General features: G+C 68.4%; 17 protein-coding genes. 5 read left to right on the forward strand and 12 right to left on the reverse strand.

All coding sequences use genetic code 11. The annotated features are described in order from the left end of the window. Positions 1–10: 10 nt before the first annotated feature. A complete protein-coding gene (locus V7672_RS07690) occupies positions 11–373 on the reverse strand; it encodes a YMGG-like glycine zipper-containing protein (RefSeq protein WP_335624011.1) in 363 nt (120 codons plus the stop codon). A gap of 161 nt (positions 374–534) precedes the next feature. Here V7672_RS07690 and V7672_RS07695 point away from each other — a divergent pair, with 161 nt between their 5' ends. The 5 genes from V7672_RS07695 (at position 535) to V7672_RS07715 (ending at position 5,234) form a co-directional block, all read left to right on the forward strand. After that, positions 535–894, forward strand: coding sequence for a hypothetical protein (locus tag V7672_RS07695; RefSeq protein ID WP_335624012.1), 360 nt, complete (start codon positions 535–537; stop codon positions 892–894). 59 nt (positions 895–953) lie between these two features. After that, the gene (locus V7672_RS07700; protein WP_335624013.1) at positions 954–1,907 is read left to right on the forward strand and encodes a diacylglycerol/lipid kinase family protein; all 954 of its coding nucleotides are present in this window, start codon (positions 954–956) and stop codon (positions 1,905–1,907) included. Next, positions 1,907–2,785, forward strand: a complete 879-nt coding sequence (locus V7672_RS07705; RefSeq protein ID WP_335624014.1) for a metallophosphoesterase family protein — start codon at positions 1,907–1,909, stop codon at positions 2,783–2,785. The genes V7672_RS07700 and V7672_RS07705 overlap by 1 nt, the downstream gene beginning before the upstream one ends. Before the next feature lie 91 nt (positions 2,786–2,876). After that, on the forward strand, positions 2,877–4,478 hold the full coding sequence (gene purH / locus V7672_RS07710) for a bifunctional phosphoribosylaminoimidazolecarboxamide formyltransferase/IMP cyclohydrolase (RefSeq protein WP_335624015.1): 1,602 nt from the start codon (positions 2,877–2,879) through the stop codon (positions 4,476–4,478). Between the two features lie 6 nt (positions 4,479–4,484). Beyond that, complete coding sequence (locus V7672_RS07715; RefSeq protein WP_335624016.1) at positions 4,485–5,234, forward strand: dienelactone hydrolase family protein; 750 nt, start codon at positions 4,485–4,487, stop codon at positions 5,232–5,234. Here V7672_RS07715 and V7672_RS07720 read toward each other — a convergent pair. The 11 genes from V7672_RS07720 to V7672_RS07770 form a co-directional block, all read right to left on the reverse strand. Further along, positions 5,231–5,680, reverse strand: a complete 450-nt coding sequence (locus V7672_RS07720) for an OsmC family protein (RefSeq protein WP_335624017.1) — start codon at positions 5,678–5,680, stop codon at positions 5,231–5,233. The two genes, V7672_RS07715 and V7672_RS07720, sit on opposite strands and share 4 nt — an antisense overlap. Position 5,681: 1 nt before the next feature. Then, positions 5,682–6,377 (reverse strand): GNAT family N-acetyltransferase, encoded by a 696-nt coding sequence (locus V7672_RS07725; protein WP_335624018.1) that lies wholly within the window; start codon positions 6,375–6,377, stop codon positions 5,682–5,684. A 68-nt stretch (positions 6,378–6,445) separates the two neighbouring features. Beyond that, a complete protein-coding gene (trpS, locus tag V7672_RS07730; protein WP_335624019.1) occupies positions 6,446–7,480 on the reverse strand; it encodes a tryptophan--tRNA ligase in 1,035 nt (344 codons plus the stop codon). 45 nt (positions 7,481–7,525) lie between these two features. Then, positions 7,526–9,115 carry a murein biosynthesis integral membrane protein MurJ gene (gene murJ / locus V7672_RS07735; RefSeq protein ID WP_335624408.1) on the reverse strand — a complete coding sequence of 530 codons (1,590 nt, stop codon included), beginning with the start codon at positions 9,113–9,115 and terminating at the stop codon, positions 7,526–7,528. A gap of 796 nt (positions 9,116–9,911) precedes the next feature. Next, positions 9,912–12,146: a polyribonucleotide nucleotidyltransferase gene (gene pnp / locus V7672_RS07740; protein WP_335624020.1), complete on the reverse strand. Its 2,235-nt coding sequence runs from the start codon at positions 12,144–12,146 to the stop codon at positions 9,912–9,914. Positions 12,147–12,366: 220 nt separating this feature from the next. After that, positions 12,367–12,636 (reverse strand): 30S ribosomal protein S15, encoded by a 270-nt coding sequence (gene rpsO / locus V7672_RS07745; protein ID WP_335624021.1) that lies wholly within the window; start codon positions 12,634–12,636, stop codon positions 12,367–12,369. Positions 12,637–12,657: 21 nt separating this feature from the next. After that, positions 12,658–13,620 carry a tRNA pseudouridine(55) synthase TruB gene (truB, locus tag V7672_RS07750; RefSeq protein WP_335624022.1) on the reverse strand — a complete coding sequence of 321 codons (963 nt, stop codon included), beginning with the start codon at positions 13,618–13,620 and terminating at the stop codon, positions 12,658–12,660. Continuing rightward, positions 13,620–14,075 (reverse strand): 30S ribosome-binding factor RbfA, encoded by a 456-nt coding sequence (gene rbfA / locus V7672_RS07755; protein ID WP_335624023.1) that lies wholly within the window; start codon positions 14,073–14,075, stop codon positions 13,620–13,622. The genes truB and rbfA overlap by 1 nt, the downstream gene beginning before the upstream one ends. 60 nt (positions 14,076–14,135) lie before the next feature. Beyond that, complete coding sequence (locus V7672_RS07760; protein WP_335624024.1) at positions 14,136–14,819, reverse strand: DUF2459 domain-containing protein; 684 nt, start codon at positions 14,817–14,819, stop codon at positions 14,136–14,138. 24 nt (positions 14,820–14,843) lie between these two features. Then, a complete protein-coding gene (locus V7672_RS07765) occupies positions 14,844–15,377 on the reverse strand; it encodes a hypothetical protein (protein WP_335624025.1) in 534 nt (177 codons plus the stop codon). A 70-nt stretch (positions 15,378–15,447) separates the two neighbouring features. Beyond that, positions 15,448–15,963 (reverse strand): hypothetical protein, encoded by a 516-nt coding sequence (locus V7672_RS07770; protein ID WP_335624026.1) that lies wholly within the window; start codon positions 15,961–15,963, stop codon positions 15,448–15,450. Positions 15,964–15,977: the final 14 nt, after the last annotated feature.

Raw genomic sequence — 15,977 nt, forward strand, 5'->3', positions numbered from 1 at the left:
CACACCGGGATCAGTACCGCGGCGGGTTCCGGCGCGTGCCGTCTTCCCAATAGCAGTCCCCTTCCGGGTAGCAGTAGTAGTAGGCACCGCGCTGCTGGTCATAGTTGCGGCGCTGGTTGGCGCGGTCCTGCGACGAACCGCGGATGGCTCCGGCGGCCCCGCCGACGACGGAACCGATGGCGGCACCGCGACCGGCATTGCCGTCGCCCACATTGTTCCCGATCACGGCGCCGGCGACGGCGCCGATCGCGGCACCGGCAGCGCCCTGCCGGACGGCTTCGTTGGTCCCGCCGTAACCATTGCCATACGGATCACTGGCGCAGGCGGAGGTCAGCAGACCCGCGGCCGCTACGGCCAAAAATACCTTCTTCATCGTCAATCCCTTTTCCCTTCGGTTCGCCCCCGAGGTGAGAACGCTGGATTACTGTCCCGGTTCCTCGACTATATCTTGGATTAAGACTGTATTAAGGTCCGGGAGACGGGGCCGGGGGGCGTCTGTGCCACCGGTTCTCCCGAATGTAGGGGGTTTAGCGTATGCGTTTCAACCAGATCACGCGCATGGCCGATGACGGCCACACCGGTCCTGTATGGGCCCGCAAGAGCCGGCGGTCGGGGGGTGGCCTGTCCGGCATCATCGGCCTCATCATAATGCTTCTGGCGGTGTTCGGCGCCCTGACGGCCGCGCTCGGCATCAAGGAACAGTCGCTCGCCGAGGGCGGCGCTGTGCTCGACGGCTGGATCACCAAGGGCGTCGATGGCGCCAAGGGGCTGATCGGTCAGGCCCCGGAGGCGGCCGAGGCCGTGGCTGACGATGCCGGAGATCTGGCAGAAAAGACCGGTGATGCGCTCGAGGCCGGTGCCGAGAAGACGGCGGACGAACTCTCCAATCCCTGAGGGATTGCGCGCCTTGCCATCGGGTGGAACGCCATGGCCTGTCAGCACGTTGACGGGCCATGGCTGAAACCTTGACCGTAGATGAGTCGTCACCCGAGCGCACGCTGACGACGGCCGTGCCCCTGCGCACCATTGTCGTTCTGGTCAATCCGCTGTCGGGGGGTGTCGGGGCCAATGCGGTTGCCGAGGTCGAGGCGATTCTGGCGGACTATCCCGTCACGGCGACTGTCGTTGCCCTGACCCCCGATGATTTCGACAACCAACTCGATGCCGCCTTCGACGCGACGGCCGACGCCCTGTTCGTCTTGGCAGGCGACGGCACGGCCGGCACCATCGCCGCCCGGGCCGGGCCGAAAGGGCCTCTGGTGGCGCCCCTGCCGGGCGGCACGATGAACATGCTGCCCAAGGCGCTCTACGGCACCGGCGACTGGAAAGAGGCCCTGCGCCGGGCCCTCGAGGCCGGTACCGAAATTGCCGTGGCCGGCGGCCGGGTCGTGGATGCCACGGACTCCCGACCCTTCTTCTGCGCCGCCATCCTGGGGGCGCCCGCCCTGTGGGCCCCCGCGCGTGAGGCGGTCCGGACCGGGCGGCTGCGACTGGCCTGGCTCTATGGCGTCAGGGCGCTGCGCCGGGCCTTCAGCGGGCGACTGCGCTACACCCTCGTGGGCCAACACCCGTCCCGGACCGAGGCCCTCGTCCTGATCAGTCCGACGATCTCCCGCGCCGTCGATGCCGAAGGCGGGCTCGAAGCGGCCGCCATGAACACCACCGGCGCGGCCGAAGCCTTCCGGCTGGCCGCCCATGCCCTGTTTGACGACTGGCGGCAGGACCCCGCCGTCCGGACCCGCATCACCCGCTATGCCAGTGTCTCGGCCCGATCGCGTATTCCCGCTGTGATCGACGGCGAACCGACGCTGCTGGATTCCGAGGCCGAGATCATCTTCGACGCCGTGGCTTTCCGCGCCCTCGCCCCCGCCCCCGAGCCGCAAGCCGAGGCGGAGGCGAGCGTCTGATGGGTCGGATCATCCAGATATCCGACATCCATTTCGGCTGCGAGATTCCCGAGGCGGTCGCAGCCGCCCATGACCTGTTGCACGAGGTCCGACCAGATCTGACCCTGATCACCGGTGACATCACCCAGGTCGGCGCCCGCGCCGAATTCCTTGCCGCGGCCCGCTGGATCGACAGCCTGCCCACACCGGTGTTCGTCACGGTCGGCAATCACGATGTGCCCTACTGGGACGTTGTGGCCCGCGTCTTTCATCCCTGGACGGCTTTTGAAGCGGCGGTCGGTCATCCGGCCCATGACCACCAGTTCAGCGCCCGCCTGAGCGACACGGCCCTGATGGTCCGGGGGATTACGACGGCGCGGGGCTGGCAGGTCCGGCTCAACTGGTCCAAGGGCGTCATCGATCTCGACCAGACGGCCCGCGCGGCAGACGCCCTGTCCCGCGCCCCGGTCGGCGCCCTGAAGATCGTGGCGGTCCACCATCCCCTGATCGAGATGGAGGGCGCGCCCGTCACCGGCGATGTCAAACGCGGGAGACGGGCCGCGGAGCTGTTCGCGGACGCGGGCGTGGATCTGGTGCTGAGCGGCCATGTGCATGTGCCCTTCGCCCTGCCGATCCAGCTGGGTGACCACCGGTCCTATGCGGTGGGCTGTGGCACCCTGTCCCATCGCCTGAGGGGTGTCCCCCCCAGTATCAACCGCATCGAATGGGACGACGAGACCATCACGGTCACCGTTCTGGCCTTTGACGGCCAGGCCTTCGTCGAGGACACCAGTTGGACCCTGTCGCGCCGTCAGGACACCCGAAACGCAGAGACCGCCCCCCGCCCCGAAGCCGTGGCTGAAGAGATGCGCCAGTTGGCCGAGGACGACCCCGACTAGAACGCTGACCGGTTTTGCGCAGGCGTCCCTGCGGTGCTAGACGCGCGGCCATCCCGCCGCCTCCCCGCGCCCTCCAGACCGAGCCCTGCCCATGCCCGCCGCCCCTGACTTTCCGCCCGCCCCGGATGCTGTTCGCCCGGTCCGTGCCCTGATCTCCCTGTCGGACAAGTCGGGGCTGGAGGACGTCGCCCGCGCCCTTCACGACTTGGGGGTCGAGCTGGTCTCCACCGGTGGCACCCGCGCTGCGATCGACAAGGCCGGACTGCCGGTGCGCGATGTCACCGACCTGACCGGCTTTCCGGAAATGATGGACGGCCGGGTCAAGACGCTCCACCCCGTGGTGCACGGCGGCCTGCTGGGGGTCCGCAATGCCCCCGCCCATGCCGCAGCGATGGAACAACACGGCATCGGCCCGATCGATATCGCCTGGATCGATCTCTACCCCTTCGAATCCACCGTTGAATCGGGCGCGGGCTTCGAGGCCTGTATCGAGAACATCGACATCGGCGGCCCGGCCATGATCCGCTCGGCGGCCAAGAACCACGGCCACGTCGCCGTCTGCGTCGATCGGGACGCCATGGATCAGGTGATTGCCGCGCTGAAGGCCGACGGCGCGACCTCGCTGGCCCTGCGCAAGCAGCTGGCCGCCCGCGCCTTTGCCCGCACCGCGGCCTATGACGCCGCAGTCTCCACCTGGTTCGCCGACCGGGTCGAGGATCCGGCCCCGGTCCGCAAATCCATCGCCGGCAGCCTCGCCCAGACGCTGCGCTATGGCGAGAACCCGCATCAGGCCGGCGCCTTCTATCGCACGGCCGACCGTCGCCCCGGCGTCGCCAACGCCCGCCAGCTGCAGGGCAAGGAGCTGGGCTACAACAACATCGCCGATGCCGACGCCGCCTACGAACTGGTGGCCGAATTCGCCGAGCCGGCCTGTGTGATCGTCAAGCATGCCAACCCCTGTGGCGTGGCCATCGGCAGCGACCTGTCCGCGGCCTATCAGCGGGCGCTGGCCTGCGATTCCGTGTCGGCCTTCGGCGGCGTGGTAGCGGTCAACCGGCCACTGACGGCAGCCGACGCCCGGCTGATCACCGACATCTTCACCGAGGTGGTCATTGCCCCCGGCGCCGATGAAGAGGCCATGGCGGTCTTTGCGGCCAAGAAGAACCTGCGCCTGCTGCTCACCGACGGCCTGCCCGATCCGATGCAGCCGGGCTCGGTGTTCCGCTCGGTCGCCGGCGGCTTCCTCGTCCAGTCGCGCGATCTGGCGCGCATCACGCCCGCCGACCTGACCATCGTCACCAAGCGCCAGCCGTCGGACGCCGAGGTCCGGGACATGCTGTTCGCCTTCACCGTGGCCAAGCACGTCAAGTCCAACGCCATCGTCTATGCGAAGGACGGCCAGACCGCCGGCATCGGCGCCGGCCAGATGAACCGCCGCGACAGCGCCCGCATCGCCGCCATCCGCGCCCGCGAGGCTGGAGAGGCCCAGGGCCTGCCGTCGCTGGCCGAGGGCTCGGCCTGTGCCTCCGAGGCCTTCTTCCCCTTCGCCGACGGCCTGCTGGAAGCGGTCGCCGCCGGGGCCACCTCGGTCATCCAGCCGGGCGGCTCGATCCGCGACGCCGAGGTGATCGCCGCCGCCGACGACAAGGGCATCGCCATGGCCTTTACGGGGGTCCGTGTCTTCAGGCACTGATAGTCAATGGACACGCTTGCGGAACGCTGGGCCCGGCTGGAGCCACATGTGACGGTTCTCGGGCCGGACGACGACCGGCCGCGCCCGGCGGTGCTGCTGTTCCACGGCTGCGGCGGCGTCCGCGACCACCTGCCCCTCTATGCCGAGGCGGCCAAGGCAGCGGGCTGGCGGGCATACATCATTGATTCCTATGCGGCCCGGGGGTGGAACCGCACCTTCGCCATGGCCACGGTCTGCACCGGCCTGCATTTTCGCGGACACGCCCGGGGCGGGGATGTGCTGGCCACGATCGACGGCCTGTCATGCCGGCCCGAGGTCGACGCCGGTCGCCTGTGCCTCGCCGGCTGGAGCCACGGCGGCTGGGGCATTATGGAGGCCATGAGCGCCGATCCCCGCCCCGGCGCGCTCGGCCTGTCGGACCCGGCTGCCTGTGACCTCGCAGGGGTGAAAGGCGCCTGGCTGGCCTACCCTTACGTCGGCTTCCTCGCGGCCAACCGGATGAAGCCGTGGCGGCACTGTCCGAAGACCATCGGCGTCATCGCCCGCACCGACCACCTGACGACGGTCCGCAATGCCGAGCGGGTCCATGCCATGGTCCGCAACTGCGGCGCCGAGGTGGAGACCTGGATCGCCGAGGGCACCCATTCCTTCGATGAGCCGATGAGCGCCCCGCCGATGCGCCATGACCCCGAGCTGGCAAAGGAGGCGATCCGGCGCTTCACCGCCCTGCTGACGGATCTGGCGCCGGCCCTCTAGACGGGCTCGACGACAACCTCGCCCCGGATGGAGTTGGCGAGGTAGCAGGCCTCGTGCGCGCGGTGGTGGAGGTCATCCAGCACCTCGGCCGGGGGCGCCTCGCCACCCCAGCGGATATCGGGACGCAGGGTCACCCGGGTGATGGAAACCTTGCCCCGGTCGTCCCGGCCCATCTCGGCCACGGCCGCATCGGTATAGCGGTCGACCGTCAGGCCGGCCTTGGCCGCAAAGGCCAGAAAGAACAGCATGTGGCAGGCGGACACGGCCGCCACCAACGCCTCTTCCGGATCGACGGCGGCGGGGTCCGAGCCCGGCACCGGCGGGGCCGACGAGCCCCGCACCACGGCGCCCCCGTCAAACCGCCAGTCGTGCGCCCGCGAATAGGCCCCGTCGGTAAACGGTTGATCGCCGCGCGACCAGTCGACGGTGGCGGTATAGGTGCTCATGTCAGCGGCCCTCCGGGGTTTCGAGTACGGTGTAGACGATACGCCGGCGAATTTCGAAGCCCAGCGATCGGTAGAGGGCGATGGTGGCGGTTCGGTCCGCGAAGGCGTGCAGGAACACGGCGTCGCCCTGATCTAGAATGCGGCTGCAGACCTCGCGCATCAGGGCCCTGGCCAGCCCCCGGCCCCGATGGTCCGGATGGGTGCAGACGGCCGAGACCTCGGAGAACCCTGCCACACGCAGCCGCGTCCCGGCCATGGCGATCAACCGGCCGCCCTCCCGGATGCCGATGAAGCCGCCAAAGTCGAAGGTCCGGCGCCGGAACGGGCCGGGCTTGGTCAGCATCGCAAGGTCGTGGATGGCTTCCGCATCTGCCTCGCCCAGCGGCTCCCACGCCACCGAGGGGCCGGGCGTCAATGTCCGGCAGACCATCTGGGCCAGCACGGCACGCAGTTCGCTGGTGGAGTCGGGCGGCAGCACGTCGACCATGTCCGAGCCTTCTGCTTCCAGAAAGCCCGCGCCGGGGGCCGCCTCGACAAGGGCCGCAAGATCGCCGACCCCGTCGGCGTCCCGGACGGCCGCGAAATTGCCGATGTCGGGGCGGAGTCGCACCGCGCCGGGTTCGTGGATCGCCAGGGCGGCCTGTCGCCCGGTGAGGGCGGACCAGATCGGCCGATCAAGAGGATGATGGGGGCTCATGCCCTTCCTCTATCGCCCCACCCGCAGAGCGTCATCTGCCGGCAGGATACCCCGTCCGAAATCCGCGACTAGGCCCGCCAGAAGCCCACGATCCGCTTGACCTCGTCGACGACCGGGTCGGCGACGGCGGCGGCGCGTTCGGCGCCGTCAGCCAGCACGCGGTCGATCTCGGTGGGGTCGGCCATCAGGCGGCGCATTTCGGCGGTGACCGGGGCCATGGCGGCGACCGCCACCTCGGCCAGCTTGGGCTTGAAGGCGCCAAAGCCCTGTCCCGCAAATTCGGCCAGCACAGCCTCCTTCGTCTGGTCCGACAGGGCAGCATACAGGGTGACGAGGTTCTTCGCCTCGGGCCGTCCCTCCAGCCCGTCCAGGGTCTCGGGCAGGGGCTCGGGGTCGGTCTTGGCCTTGCGCACCTTGGCGGCGATGGTGTCAGCGTCGTCGGTCAGGTTGATGCGCGACAGGTCGGACGGGTCCGATTTGGACATCTTGGCCTGACCATCGCGGAGGCTCATCACGCGCGGGGCCGGGCCCTGGATGACGGGGTCGGGGATGGGGAAGAAGCCCGGCACGCCAAAGTCATTGTTGAACTTCTGGGCGATGTCGCGGGTCAGCTCGAGGTGCTGTTTCTGGTCCTCGCCGGTCGGCACCTCAGTGGCCTTGTAGACGAGGATGTCGGCGGCCTGCAGCACCGGATAGGTATAGAGGCCGACCGAGGCACGCTCCTTGTGCTTGCCCGACTTCTCCTTGAACTGGGTCATGCGGTCCAGCCAGCCGAGGCGGGCGACGCAGTTGAACACCCAGGCCAGCTCCGCATGGGCGCGCACGGCCGACTGCGGAAAGATCACCGAGCGCGCCGGGTCGAGACCCGAGGCCAGATAGGCGGCGGCGATCTCGCGCGTCTGGGCGGCCAGCTTCTCGGGCTCCTGCCAGACGGTGATGGCGTGCAGGTCGGCGACGAACAGGAAGCAGGGGGCCCCCGCGTCCTGAAGCTGGGTGAAGCGTTTCAGCGCGCCCAGATAGTTGCCGAGGTGCAGGGCACCCGAGGCCTGGATGCCGCTGAGGATGCGGCGCGGACCGGAATAGACGGGAGGCGTATCAGTCATGGTCAGGGCCATGCCCCAGCCGGGGCGGGGTGGCAAGAGTGCGCATCAGGCCTTGCCGCCGTTGCCACGCTGGACCAGCGCCTTCAGCTCGGAGATACGCACCGCGCGGGTCGCGAAGGCAAGGACCGCATAGGCCAGGCCGCCGAGGGCCGTGACCAGCAGGACCGAGAGCTCCTTGGCGCCGTGGTCGAGGCCGAGGCCGGACAGGGCCTGTCCGATCGACGGCTCATAGTACGGCCGCCCCCAGGTGGCGACAGCGACCAGCAGGCCCATGCCGGCGGCGGCGAAGGCGATGCGGATCAGGCGCGAGACCAGCGCCGGGCCGGGCCGGTAATGGTCGCGCCGCCACAGGGTCAGCGCCAGCAGGCCGGCATTGGACCAGGCCGCGGCACTGACGGCGGCGGCGATGCCGGGCACGCCCATGCCCGAATAGAACAGGCCCACGGCCACCACGGCATTGACCGCCACCGACACAAGGGCAAAGCGCATCGGGCTCTTCGTATCGCCGCGCGCAAAGAAGGCAGGGGCGAGGATGCGGATCAGCACAAAGGCGGGCACGCCCCAGCCGAACTGGAACAGGGCCTCGGCCGTGGCGCGGGCATCGACGTCGAGGAAGGCGCCGCGCGTGAACAGGGCATCGATCAGGAAATAGGGCATGCCCATCAGGGCGGCGGCAGCCGGCAGGGTCAGGGCCATGGACAAGAGCACGGCCTGATCCATCGAGGTCTTCTGCCGCTCGTGGTCATTGGAGGCCACCGCCGCCGACAGACGCGGCAAAAGGGCGATGCCGATGGCCACGCCGACCAGTCCCAGCGGCAGCTGATACAGCCGGTCGGCCGTCGCCAGCCAGCTGCGGCCGCCGTCGACGAAGCTGGCCAGATTCCCGGAGACGAAGACATTCAGCTGGGTCGCCGAATTGCCGATGGCGGCGGGGATGGCGGTGATGATGATGGCCTTGACCGCCGGAGTCAGGCGCGGGATCGCCAGATGGATGTTGGCTCCGGCCTTGCGCACGGCCCACCAGCACAGGCCGGCCTGGGCGACGCCTGCCGCCAGCACGGCCCAGGACGCCGCGTAGGCCGCGCCGACCTGGCCTCCCGTCGCCGGAATGACGGCGACCAGCATGATCAGGTTCAGCAGAATGGGATAGGCGCCGGAGACGATGAACCGGCCCCGCGCATTCAGCACGCCCGACAGCAGGGCGGCGACGGCCATGCACGGCAGATAGGGCATGGTGATCTGGGTCAGGACCACGGCCAGCTTGAAGCGCGCGGGGTCATTGAGGAAGCCGACGTTGATGACCGTCATGATCCACGGCATGGCCAGCTGGGCGACGATGGTCAGGACGACGGTGACCATGGCCACCATGGCCAGGGCTTGCGTCGCGACGCGGTCGGCGGCCTCGGGGCCGTCGGTCTCAAGCGTCCGGGCATAGGCGGGCACGAAGGCGGCGGCAAAGGCCCCCTCGGCAAAGATGCGCCGGAACAGATTGGGGAAGCTGAGGGCCGTATTATAGGCGTCGGCGGCGGGCCCGGCCGAGGCGCCGAGCGCCGCCGAGATCACCACATCGCGGGCAAAGCCGGCCCCCCGGCTGATCAGGGTCAGGCCGCTGAAAATTGCTGAGGACCGCATCATCCCGCCCTCGCGACGGGCGGGGGCGGCCGGGGTGGTCCCGCCAGGGCGGGTGGTGGCCGTGGCCTCGGGCGTCGGAACGGTCTCGGGCGGCAGGCTCACAGGATCGGGCTCACGGGCGTTGGCTCAGGCGGGGCGGAAAACCAGCCATAGGCCGAATTCGGATGCGTTGCACTCATCGAAAAACACCGTCTGAATAGTCTGAACCGTCTGGAATGGACTCTCCGCCCGCCAGACTTCATCCCTTCTCCCGATGGGAGAAGGTGGCGCGAGAGCGCCGGATGAGGGGCGGAGGTGACCGTCGGCGAACGCCGTGGCAGGACCGGTGCGACGGCCCACGCCGACGGACACGAAGAGCCCTCACCCCCTGCCCCCTCTCCCGTCGGGAGAGGGGAGGAAAAACACCGTCTGAATAGTCTGAACCGTCTGAATGGTCTGAACCGTCTGAACCGTCTGAATTCGCGCCTCCGCTAACCGGGAGGTCTGGCAACCGGACAGTATGGCGGACGCGGCAGCCAGGGCGGGCAGAACGGTGCGGGAATCTGCGGGGCTATTGAAGGGGCGAGGGAATTTCGGGGCGGCTGTCGCACCACAGGTCTCCTCCCTATCGAAGATGGGGAGGTGGCGCGGCGGCGCGGCCGACGGGCCGGAGGGGCTCTTGAGGGCGAGTGCGCGGCAAAGAACCCCTCCACCGCTCCGCGGTCCCCCTCCCCATAAAATGGGGAGGAGACGGGTCGCGGCCACGAAAAAGGCCCCGGCGTTTCCGACGGGGCCTCTTCCTCAGTCATGGATCTGCGCGTCAGTCGCGACGACGGCCGCGGCTGCGGTCGCGGTCACCACCGCCTTCACGCTTGGGACGACCGCCCGTGTCGTCCGACAGCGGCGGCTCGCCGCGTTCGGCGCGTTCGGCGTTGATCTTGTCGGTGATGTCCTCACCGGTTTCCTGATCGACCACCTTCATCGACAGCTTGGTCTTGCCGCGATCATCGAAGCCGAGGAATTTGACCTTGACCTCCTGGCCTTCCGACAGGACGTCGGCCGGGTTGGCGACGCGTTCCAGAGCGATCTGGGACACGTGAACCAGGCCATCCTTGGCCCCGAAGAAGTTCACGAAGGCGCCGAAGTCGACGACCTTCACGACCTTGCCGGAGTAGATGGTGCCGGGCTCGGGCTCGGACACGATCGACGAGATCCAGTTCTTGGCGGCGTCGATCTTTTCCTGGTCCGAGGCGGCGATCTTGACGGTGCCGTCGTCCTCGATGTTGACCTTGGCGCCGGTCTTTTCGACGATTTCGCGGATGATCTTGCCGCCGGTGCCGATGATGTCGCGGATCTTGTCGACCGGAACCTTGATGGACTCGATCTTGGGCGCGTACTCGCCCAGTTCCGAACGGGCGCCGTCGATGGCCTTGTCCATTTCATCGAGGATATGCAGACGACCGGCCGACGCCTGGGCGATGGCCTTCTTCATGATCTCCTCGGTGATACCGGCGACCTTGATGTCCATCTGCAGGCTGGTGATGCCGTCACGGGTGCCGGCCACCTTGAAGTCCATGTCGCCGAGGTGATCTTCGTCACCCAGGATGTCCGACAGGATGGCGAACTCGCCCGAGGGCTCCAGGATCAGGCCCATGGCGATGCCCGAGACCGGCTTCTTGAGCGGCACACCCGCATCCATCAGGGCCAGCGACGACCCGCAGACCGTGGCCATCGAGGACGAGCCGTTCGACTCGGTGATCTCGGAGACCAGACGGATGGTGTAGGGGAATTCTTCCGACGACGGCAGCATCGGGCGAATGGCGCGCCAGGCCAGCTTGCCGTGACCGATTTCGCGACGACCGGCGCCGCCCATGCGGCCCGTTTCCCCGACCGAATAGGGGGGGAAGTTGTAGTGCAGGAGGAACTTCTCCTTGTACGTCCCGGTCAGGGCGTCGATGTACTGCTCGTCCTCGCCGGTGCCGAGCGTGGCGACGACGATGGCCTGGGTTTCACCGCGGGTGAACAGGGCCGAACCGTGGGTGCGCGGGAAGACACCGACTTCCGAGACGATGTCACGGACCTTGTCGAGGGCACGGCCATCGACGCGGTTGCTGTTGTCGATGATGTCGCGACGCAGGACTTCGGCTTCGCAGGTCTTGAAGGCGGCGCCAAAGGCACCCGAGTCGACGCCGTCCGGGTTTTCTTCGGTCTTGAGGAGGGCCTCGGCGGCCTTCTTCTTGGCGGCACCGACCGCTTCGTGGCGGGCGTGCTTGGCCTTGTGGGTGTAGGCGGCCTTGATGTCGTCGCCGACCAGCTTCTTGATCGAGGCGACCACGTCCGAGTGATCCTCGGGCGTGAAGTCGAACGGCTCCTTGGCGGCGTGTTCGGCCAGGTCGATGATGGCATCGATGACCGGCTGCATGCCGCGGTGGGCGAACATCAGGGCCTCGAGGAAGGTGTCTTCCGACAGTTCCCTGGCCTCGGACTCGACCATCATCAGGGCGTCCTGGGTGCCGGCCACGAACAGGTCGAGGTCGGAATCGGGCATCTGGTCGATCGTCGGGTTCAGGACCAGCTCGCCGTTGATGTAGCCGACGCGGGCGCCGCCGATCGGGCCCATGAAGGGCACGCCGGAGATGGTCAGGGCGGCAGATGCCGCGACCATGCCGACCACGTCCGGATCATTTTCCAGGTCGTGCTGGAGAACGGTGACGACCACCTGGGTCTCGTTCTTGAAGCCCTTGACGAACAGGGGGCGGATCGGACGGTCGATCAGGCGGGAAACCAGGGTTTCCTTCTCGGTCGGACGGCCTTCACGCTTGAAATAGCCACCGGGGATGCGGCCCGCGGCAAAGGTCTTTTCCTGATAGTTGACCGTCAGGGGGAAGAAATCGAGGCCGGGCTTGGGCGCGCGGCCGTAGACGACGGTGGCCAGAACCACGGTCTCGCCATAGGTGGCCAGAACCGCGCCGTCCGCCTGACGGGCGATGCGGCCCGTTTCCAGCGTCAGCGGGCGACCGGCCCACTCAATGGTCTTGCGTTTGATATCGAACATATTTTCTCTTTCGTGTCCCATGGCCGAATTGCCGATGGGGGCGGACAGTCAGGGCTTGTCTCAGTCCTTCGGGCCCAGGAACCCGGGGGCGCTGTCGCACCCGGGCGGGATGGAAGAGGACCGGCGTGGCCCTCGCGTCGTGGAGGCGTGCTGCCTCCGTCCGCCCTGCGGCGGATAAGAGAAAGGGCCCCCCGAAGGCGGCCCTTCCCGTCACCTGAACCTAGCGGCGCAGGCCCAGCTTTTCGATGAGGGCGGCATAGCGGCCTTCGTCGACTTTCTTGAGGTGGTCCAGAAGGCCCCGGCGTTGCGACACCAGCTTGAGCAGGCCGCGACGGCTGTGGTTGTCCTTCTTGTGGGTCTTGAAATGCTCGGTCAGGTTGGCGATCCGTTCCGTCAGGATGGCGACCTGCACTTCGGCGGAGCCCGTGTCGGCGATGCCGCGAGCGTTTTCAGTGATGACTTCGGCCTTGCGTTGAGGCGTAATCGACATCGTGTGAGTCCTTTTCTTGCCCTACCGCTCGGCCCGCGGGGCCTCGCTGCTTGAGGGCTGGAGGTTAAAAACGCGGTCGGGTTCAAGTCGACCGGCCCGCATCTGACAGAGGGCGACCAGGGTTCCGTCCTCGAAGGCCGAAACGGTCCGCGAGCCGGGCGAGAGCCGGGCTTTCAGGGTTTCGATCTGTCGGGGAAGCAGAAGGATCGGCCGTCCCTGCCGAAGCGAGAAGGCATCCGTCGCGGTCACGGCCAGATCCGGGATGTCGTCCAGAGCGGTCGTAACCGGAAGAAGACCTTCCGAGGCGGCGCCCCTATGCACCATTTCGCGAAGAATATCCAGCGAGACCGCGTTTTCCGTCGAAAACGGCCCCACCTGTTCGCGCCGGAGGGCGGTAACATGCCCCTCGGCCTCCAGCATGAGCGCCAGATCGCGCGCCAGCGAGCGGATATAGACGCCCTTGCCGGTCCGAACCCGGATCTCGACCCGGTCGGTGTCCGCGGCGGTGATCGTCGCCTCATGAATGGTGACGGGCCGGGACTTCAGCTCGAACTCGGCGCCGTCGCGGGCGAGGTCATAGGCGCGCTGGCCATCGACCTTGATGGCGGAAAAGCGCGGCGGCACCTGTTCGATCTCGCCGACAAAGGTGGGCAGGGCAGCCTCGATGGCCTCCTGCGAGGGGCGCACATCCGACCGGGCGATCTCGGCGCCCTCGGCATCGACGCTGTCGGTCGACACGCCCCAGGTGAGGGTGAAGCGATAGACCTTTTCGGCCTCCATCATGAAGGGGACGGTCTTGGTCGCCTCGCCCAGGGCGATGGGCAGTATGCCGGTGGCCAGGGGGTCGAGCGTGCCCGCATGGCCCGCCTTTTGCGCATCGAACAGGCGGCGGACGATCGAGACGGCCTCGGTCGAGCCGAGCTCCAGCGGCTTGTCCAGGCAGACCCAGCCGTGCACGGCCTGACCGCGCTTGCGGCGGGCCATCAGGCGTCCCCGCCCTCGTCCCCGTCGTCGGGCTTGAACACATCCGCCTGGACCCGCGGATCGTCCAGCAGCCGGTTCAGCCGCTCGGCGGCCTCGAAGCTGACGTCGTGGCGGAAGCGCAGATCGGGGGTGAAGCGCATGTCGATGTGCCGGCCGAGGGCGCCGCGGAGGAATTTGGCGTGGGCGTTCAGCGCCTTGACGATCTCGTCGACCTGGCCGCCGACATCGGTCGCATCGACCCCGGCGCCCAGCGGCTCGACGAAACAGGTGGCGTGTTTCAGGTCGGGCGACAGCCGGACCTCGGTGACGGTGATCGACACACCGATCAGGGCCGGGTCGCGGATCTCGTTCTCGCGCATGACCTCGACAAGGGCGTGGCGGATCAATTCCGAGGCGCGTAGCTGGCGCTGGCTGGCGCCGTAGCCGGCCGTGGCGCCGGGTTTGCGTCGGCTCATGGCGGGGTCTTTCTCGATCAGCAGTGACCGGCAAGGGGCCGGACGACAAGGGGGCGCGGTTTAGTCGCCCCGACCGGCCCTGTCCAGCGTGGCGGCATTTCGGGCATCGGCCAGCACGGAGCCGGCGACGAGGGTCCGCCCCGGATGGACGGTCAGACCGGCGGCCTCCAGCACCTCGGCGGTCCAGCGGTTGCACATCCGTCCGATCCAGAAGGTCTCGGTCGAGGCATAGAAGCGGGTGCGCCCGTCGGGTCCCGTGGCGCTCAGCCGGGGGGCGCCGCCGGGCAGGTCCAGCGAAGCCTCGATCCGGGCCGCCAGGGCCTCGAAGGCGTCGGGAGACAGATGCAGCTCAACCTGTCGGTCGGGATTACTCACAGGGCTGACCCGGTTGAGCGGGCTCAGCATGACGACCGAGGGATTGTCGGGCGCAAACAGGGCCCGGACCCCGTCGGGCAGGCGGGCGGTGATCGGGGTCTGGTCGACATAGAAGCGGGCATCGCCCCAGCCGATCCGCACGGCCTCGCCCGGGCCCAGACCGGCGACCAGCACGGCAAGCGGTCCGCCCCGCGCGATCAGGGGCGCGCGATCCATGACCAGATCGGTGTGAAAGCCGTTGCTGTCGACCCGCACCGGCACGGCGTCTGGCCCGTTCAGGGGCAGGTCCGGGCCGGACTCAGACCAGCTGACCAGACCGAGGACCACGCCGACCAGCCCCGCGATCAGGATGCGAAAGGCCCCGCTCATGCTCATCTCCGCAATGCCCGGTGCTCAGGGAATATGGAAGGCGAGATCGGCGCAAGCCCGGGCGTCGCCCTCGGGCCGGCCGGCAAAGGCCAGCAGTCGCAGGGTCTGCCCCTGAACCGCCAGCGCCAGATAGCGGGCCGGATATTCGGCACACAGGGGCCGGCTTCCGGCAGAAGGCGTGATGTCGGTGATCTCGCGCAGCTCAACCTGTTGCCCCGGGGCCAGGCCCGCCGCAGCAAAGGGCGGCTCGGACCCGGTGCCGATACGGTGCGGCCGGGTCTGAAGAACGCCAAGGCCGGTGATGTCGAGCTGCGCCCCTTCGGCATGCATCAGGGGCCAGGGTGTCGAGCCGGAAGCGGCGAACGGGCCGCGCAGGGCATGATCCACAGCCCGGGTCGGCAGGGTCGGGGCCGACGCGGCGGGGGCTGACACGCGCGTCCAGATGTCGGTCAGTTCGGCGCGGGCCCGGGTCACGGTCTGCTCGGCGCTGCGCTCGTCAAAGGCCGACAGCAACAGCACCAGAACCAGCACCCCGAACAGGTCGAGGAGGCGTCTCATGCGGCGCTCTGGCGGGACGGATCGGGACACATGGGTTAACGCTAACAGCGATCCATGACGGTTCGAAGCCCTATCGCGTCGAGGGCGAGGTTTCGTCAGGCTGGGGCGAAGCGCCCTCGGGCAGGGTCCATTCGCCGCGATAGGAATAGCTGAGCGTCACACAGTGGCGATAGGTGCCGTCGGTCCAGCGGCCCACGGCGTGCAGGGTGATGGGATCGCCCTGACGGATCCGGCCGGTCAGCAGCCAGGCGTCATCGGCACCGGGGCACAGCGCCCGCACCAGCCCCCGCCCGTCGCCTTCCTTGACGATGCCATAGACGTCATTGGCCCGCACGCCCTCGGGCAGGGCAGCCCGGGTCTCCCGCGGGCCGCCGCGACGGATCTCGGCCGAGCCGCGCGCGGTGGTCGAGAACAGCCGCTGGACGCTGACGGCGCCGAAGAAGTTGCGCCGGATCTCGATGGTGATGCCCTGCGTCAGGGCCTGGGTGATGCGGTCGGAGGCGTCATAGGCCCAGAAGCGGGTTTCCGCCGCCGCCGGGCCGACCATGAAGGCGAGCAACAGAAGGCCTGTGGCAAGTCGTTTCATGACCGGTCTCCGGT

Origin of the sequence: Brevundimonas sp. (assembly GCF_036963785.1) — a bacterium.
Taxonomy (GTDB): domain Bacteria; phylum Pseudomonadota; class Alphaproteobacteria; order Caulobacterales; family Caulobacteraceae; genus Brevundimonas.

Bases quoted from the DNA above. Each gene is read 5' to 3' on its own strand.
- V7672_RS07720 (WP_335624017.1), bottom strand. From the start codon at position 5,680: ATGAGCACCTATACCGCCACCGTCGACTGGTCGCGCGGCGATCAACCG.
- V7672_RS07705 (WP_335624014.1), top strand. From the start codon at position 1,907: ATGGGTCGGATCATCCAGATATCCGACATCCATTTCGGCTGCGAGATT.
- truB (WP_335624022.1), bottom strand. From the start codon at position 13,620: ATGGCCCGCCGCAAGCGCGGTCAGGCCGTGCACGGCTGGGTCTGCCTG.
- rpsO (WP_335624021.1), bottom strand. From the start codon at position 12,636: ATGTCGATTACGCCTCAACGCAAGGCCGAAGTCATCACTGAAAACGCT.
- V7672_RS07700 (WP_335624013.1), top strand. From the start codon at position 954: ATGGCTGAAACCTTGACCGTAGATGAGTCGTCACCCGAGCGCACGCTG.
- pnp (WP_335624020.1), bottom strand. From the start codon at position 12,146: ATGTTCGATATCAAACGCAAGACCATTGAGTGGGCCGGTCGCCCGCTG.
- V7672_RS07760 (WP_335624024.1), bottom strand. From the start codon at position 14,819: ATGAGCGGGGCCTTTCGCATCCTGATCGCGGGGCTGGTCGGCGTGGTC.
- V7672_RS07765 (WP_335624025.1), bottom strand. From the start codon at position 15,377: ATGAGACGCCTCCTCGACCTGTTCGGGGTGCTGGTTCTGGTGCTGTTG.
- trpS (WP_335624019.1), bottom strand. From the start codon at position 7,480: ATGACTGATACGCCTCCCGTCTATTCCGGTCCGCGCCGCATCCTCAGC.
- V7672_RS07695 (WP_335624012.1), top strand. From the start codon at position 535: ATGCGTTTCAACCAGATCACGCGCATGGCCGATGACGGCCACACCGGT.
- V7672_RS07725 (WP_335624018.1), bottom strand. From the start codon at position 6,377: ATGAGCCCCCATCATCCTCTTGATCGGCCGATCTGGTCCGCCCTCACC.
- V7672_RS07770 (WP_335624026.1), bottom strand. From the start codon at position 15,963: ATGAAACGACTTGCCACAGGCCTTCTGTTGCTCGCCTTCATGGTCGGC.
- purH (WP_335624015.1), top strand. From the start codon at position 2,877: ATGCCCGCCGCCCCTGACTTTCCGCCCGCCCCGGATGCTGTTCGCCCG.
- V7672_RS07715 (WP_335624016.1), top strand. From the start codon at position 4,485: ATGGACACGCTTGCGGAACGCTGGGCCCGGCTGGAGCCACATGTGACG.
- rbfA (WP_335624023.1), bottom strand. From the start codon at position 14,075: ATGAGCCGACGCAAACCCGGCGCCACGGCCGGCTACGGCGCCAGCCAG.
- murJ (WP_335624408.1), bottom strand. From the start codon at position 9,115: ATGATGCGGTCCTCAGCAATTTTCAGCGGCCTGACCCTGATCAGCCGG.
- V7672_RS07690 (WP_335624011.1), bottom strand. From the start codon at position 373: ATGAAGAAGGTATTTTTGGCCGTAGCGGCCGCGGGTCTGCTGACCTCC.